Raw genomic sequence first — 4,338 nt, 5'->3', positions numbered from 1 at the left:
GCCGGGACTGGGCCGGTAGGCGGAACCGGGCTCGGCTGATCGTGTGAAGCCGGGGTCCGAGCCGGGGCGGTCTCGGTACCGTCACCGGTCCGAGCCATCCCCGAGAGGCGGCCACCGCCTTTCCCCGAACCACCACAACAGCCCCCGAGCGCCACAGCACGCATCCCTGGCAGGACTGCCGCGACGTCCGGGGGCGGAATGGGACCACTGCTCATGAATCGTACCGTTCGGACCGCGTCCACCGCGGTCGGATCTTCAGCCCCGATCCGCAGACTCGCGGCACTCCTGACCGGTTGCGCGCTGGTGTTCGCGACGGCCGTGGGCACCACGCAGGTCGCGCACGCCGACGACGCGCCCCTGGTGGTCTGCCCCGGCTACCTCGAGCAGACCATCGACCCCGGCCTGACGGTGCTGCCCCGCTTGAACACGGTGAGCGTGAACGGGAGGTTCGGCCCGTGCGTCAACCAGGTCATCGACCCGGACCACGCGTTCGCCGACTTCACCGCCCACGCGTCCGGGCTGCTCAGCTGCACCCTCAACACGCCCCTCACCAACGCGAGCGGCACCGTGAGGTGGGAGGACGAAGCCGGTCGGTACACGGGCACGTCGGTGTTCAGCGGGGGCATCACGCTGAGCCAGCGGCCCCTCGGTGAGAGCGTCGGGATCGTGCTGGCCACCATCGGCTCCGGCGACTTCGCCGGCCGCGAGATCGTGATCGACAGCGCCCGCCTGACCGTCGACCCGATCCAGTGCCTCGCCAACGGGGTCCGACGCGTCGCCGGCCCCGGCACGCTGGAAGTCCTGCCCATCTGAACGAACAAGTCCGAAGGGCCGACCCCGGCGTGGGAGACGGGCAGTCGGCCCTGACGGGCCGGCGGCGTCCTGGGCGGCTCCCTATGTCACGCCTGTATGGTACAGGTTATGACAGGTTCCCGGTCGCAGTGGCTCGCCGCTGAACTGCGCGAACGCATCGCGCTCGGGGACTACGGGCCGTCCGGGGCGCTCGACAGCGAAGCGGAGCTGGGCCGTCGGTACGACGTGAGTCGGGTGACGGTGCGGCGGGCGCTGGAGCAGCTCCGCGCCGAAGGGCTGCTGGCGTCACGCAAGGGCGCGGGCTGGTACGTCGTCTCGGGCGCTTCGTTCGGGCAGTCCCTGGCGCTGGGCAGCTTCCAGCACGCCGGTTCGGCGGTCACCGAGGCCGGCGTACCGCTCGCCCGCACGGTGATCGAGTACGGGTACGGCGCCGCGCCCGACAGCGTGGCGCACCTGCTGGCGCTCCCCGACCGGGCGGAGACCCTGCGCGTCCAGTCGTTGCGACGGGCCGGCACGACCCCGCTGGACGTGGTGACCGAGTGGGTCCCGCTGGCCCTGGCGGCGCCGGTCAGCCGCGCGGACGCGGAGGACCCGGGAACCTGGGAAACCCTGCGCCGCCACGGGCACCAGGTCGCCGTGGTGCGCCAGAGCATCGCCGCCACGGCCGCCTCCCAGCACGTCGCGGACCTGCTGGAGGTCCCCGCCTCCACCCCGGTGCTGCTGGTCCGCCGCCTCGCCGTGGGACCGGACGACCGGCCTGTAGCCCTGTCCGAGCACCGCTACCTCGGACACCGGTTCCGGCTGGAGGTGGAGTTCCGCGGGTGGCCCGCCGCCGCGACCGCCGAACCGCCGGGGGTCGCCCCGATCACCGGCATCGAACAGGAGAGCTGACATGCGTGTGCTCGTCACCGGAGCGGCCGGGTTCATCGGCTCCCACTTCGTCCGCCACTGGGTGCGCGAGCACCCGGACGACAGCGTCATCGCGTTGGACGCGCTGACCTACGCGGGCACCGAGACCAACCTGGCCGACGTGCGCGAGCGGATCTCGTTCGTGCACGCCGACATCGCCGACGCCGAGCAGGTGCTGCGCGACCACCAGGTCGACGTGATCGTCAACTTCGCCGCCGAGTCGCACAACAGCCTCGCGATCCTCGACCCCGGGCGGTTCTTCCGCACCAACGTGCTGGGTACCCAGGCCCTCCTGGAAGCCGCCCGGCAGGTCGGTGTCGAGCGCTTCCACCACATCTCCACCTGCGAGGTCTACGGCGACCTCGCGCTGGACGCCGAACAGGCCTTCACGGAGCAGTCGCCGTACCGGCCGCGCACGCCGTACAACGCGAGCAAGGCGGGCGGTGACCACGCGGTCCGCGCCTACCACGAGACGTTCGGCCTGCCGGTCACGATCACCAACTGCGCCAACAACTACGGCTCGCACCAGTTCCCGGAGAAGGTGCTGCCGCTGTTCACCACCAACGCGCTGGACGGCCGGCCGCTGCCGGTCTACACCTCGAAGGACAACCGTCGCGAGTGGATCCACGCCCTGGACCACGTCCGCGCCATCGAGGCGGTGCTCGACCGGGGCGTGGTCGGTGAGACCTACCACGTGGGCACCGGCGTCGAGGCCAGCGTGGAGCGGATCGCGGACCTGGTGCTCGACGAACTGGGCCTGCCCGCGTCGCTGAAGCAGGAGGTGCCCGACCGACCCGGCCACGACCGCCGCTACCTGCTGGACTCCTCCAGGATCCGCCGCGAGCTCGGCTGGGAACCGGTCGTGGAGTTCGAGGCCGGGCTGCGGGAGACCGTCCGCTGGTACGCCGACAACCGCGCCTGGTGGGAGCCGCTGCGCGACCGCTCACCCGTGGCCGAAGACGCGTGGGCACACCGGTCCCGAGCCTGACCCGCGGCGAGCCCCGTCCTCGATGCCGGTGGCGAAGCAGCCGCACACGACCGGACCGCCCAGGGGCGTCCGCACGGTGCTGCGCAGGTGGCCGAACTCCTCCGGGGACGCCAGGCCGACGGGCACCTCGTCCTGTTCGGACGGTTCGCGGTCGGCGCCGGGGTAGCAGCCGGTGAGAGCGGTCTCCCGCCACAACGCGGTCGCCGCGCGGTGGAGGCGTTCGTCGTCGCGGTCCCCGATCTCCAGCGCCAACTCGTGGAACCCGCCTGCCCGGTTCGCCGCGTCGGTGAACGCCGTGGAATCCCGCACCACCGCTGTGCCCCAGCAGGACGTGGCACTTGTCGTGCACGCGCCCGTGGGTTCGGTGACCGCTGCCGTCGTCGGGTCGGCTGACCGGACTGCTTATCCGGGCGCTGCGTCCGCGGGTCGTGGGCGGGCGGTGCGACCGGGGGAGTGGGCGGCGGCGGCGCGTCGACCGGGGCCCACTGGACGGGCATCGGCGCCTGGTGCGGCGTGACGAAGCCGGGCGCGGACTGCCAGGCGGTGATCCGCCGCACGACGATCACGGCGAACGTCGCGGAGGCCACCGAGAGCGCGGCCACCACCAAGAGCAACGCCCCACCGGTGGCGAGGTCGTCCGCGGTCTCGCTGCGGGCCACCATCCGGTCCGTGATCCGGTCGATCACCTGGTAGGCGATGAACAGCCCCCACCACCAGTTGATCTCGGTCAGGCCGCGCTCGGCCTCGTGGCGGGGCCGGCTGACCTGCCAGACGTCCGCCACCACCCGGCGCGGGATCCAGAAGTTGATGATCGGCAGCCAACCCCAGATGGCCCAGCGCTTGGCGTGCCGGTGGTGGGTGTGCGGCGCGACGAGGTCGGCGTTGGAGCGGACGTGCCACGTCCACATCACGAACACCACGCCCGCGGCGAGGTACGCGACCGCGCCGCCCAGGTCGAGGACGCCGGTCGCGGTGAGCGTGCGGTTGAACTCCGCATCCCCGATCCGGTCGTCGGTGTAGTCCTGCAGCACGTCGAGCAGGTGCCACACCCACCCGGCCATGACCAGGTCGGACAGGGCGGTCAACACGGCCAGCACGGAGAACGCGACCCCAAGGCCGCGCACGGATCGGAACACGGAATCTCCACTCCACGGGTCCCCCGACCCGAGCGGCAGCCTACGTGAGGCGCCGTCGTCGGTGCAGCCGTTCGCCACTCCTCGCCCGCGCCCGCCACCGCGACCGGTCACTGCCGCAGCGGAGGCTCCACGGGCTTTGTCAACTTCCCTACGATACGGATAGGTGCTGGTGGACCCGGTCTCTGGCGAGTTGTGGTCGGAGGCGGTCCGGCGAGCGTGGTCGGTAAAGTAGCCTGGCGAAGCAGTGGAGCCGAGGAGGAACCGTGGCGAGAAGCCCGGTCTGGGCGAACCGGCCCAAGACGCGTGGCCTGGTCCTGGACGTCATCAGGGCGGCGCGCTCGATCAGCCGGGTGGAGCTCGCGACGGCCACCGGCCTCACCGGCGCGACGATCTCGGAGGTCGTGCGCGACCTCCTGGGCGACGGCCTGGTGGTCGAGGCGGGCCGTGGTGCGCCGACGGGTGGCAAGCCGCGCACGCTGGTCCAGCTCAACC

The 4,338-nt window shown here is 72.1% G+C and carries 5 protein-coding genes and 1 pseudogene; 4 read left to right on the top strand and 2 right to left on the bottom strand.

Going from position 1 to position 4,338, the window contains the following annotated elements; genetic code table 11:
- The first annotated feature begins 213 nt into the window (after positions 1-213).
- The 3 genes from AB0G02_RS29965 to rfbB all read left to right on the top strand — a co-directional run bounded on the left by AB0G02_RS29965 (position 214) and on the right by rfbB (position 2,710).
- A complete protein-coding gene (locus tag AB0G02_RS29965; RefSeq protein ID WP_360800487.1) occupies positions 214-813 on the top strand; it encodes a hypothetical protein in 600 nt (199 codons plus the stop codon).
- A gap of 108 nt (positions 814-921) precedes the next feature.
- A complete protein-coding gene (locus AB0G02_RS29960; protein WP_360800484.1) occupies positions 922-1,704 on the top strand; it encodes a GntR family transcriptional regulator in 783 nt (260 codons plus the stop codon).
- A gap of 1 nt (position 1,705) precedes the next feature.
- On the top strand, positions 1,706-2,710 hold the full coding sequence (rfbB, locus tag AB0G02_RS29955; RefSeq protein ID WP_360800481.1) for a dTDP-glucose 4,6-dehydratase: 1,005 nt from the start codon (positions 1,706-1,708) through the stop codon (positions 2,708-2,710).
- On the opposite strand, the gene AB0G02_RS29950 is transcribed toward rfbB, so the two are convergent.
- Positions 2,666-3,019 carry a hypothetical protein gene (locus AB0G02_RS29950; RefSeq protein ID WP_360800490.1) on the bottom strand — a complete coding sequence of 118 codons (354 nt, stop codon included), beginning with the start codon at positions 3,017-3,019 and terminating at the stop codon, positions 2,666-2,668. The genes rfbB and AB0G02_RS29950 overlap by 45 nt on opposite strands.
- 290 nt (positions 3,020-3,309) lie before the next feature.
- Positions 3,310-3,771: pseudogene (locus AB0G02_RS29945) on the bottom strand (DUF4328 domain-containing protein); the annotation flags it as partial.
- 338 nt (positions 3,772-4,109) lie between these two features.
- Between AB0G02_RS29945 and AB0G02_RS29940 the strand changes: the two are divergent.
- A partial coding sequence (locus tag AB0G02_RS29940) for a winged helix-turn-helix transcriptional regulator (protein WP_360800478.1) occupies positions 4,110-4,338 on the top strand: 229 nt, incomplete at its 3' end.

This window comes from Actinosynnema sp. NPDC023658 (assembly GCF_040639995.1).
Taxonomy (GTDB): domain Bacteria; phylum Actinomycetota; class Actinomycetes; order Mycobacteriales; family Pseudonocardiaceae; genus Actinosynnema.
Note: the sequence above shows the minus strand (reverse complement) of the source record. Positions and strands in the feature narration are given on the sequence as shown.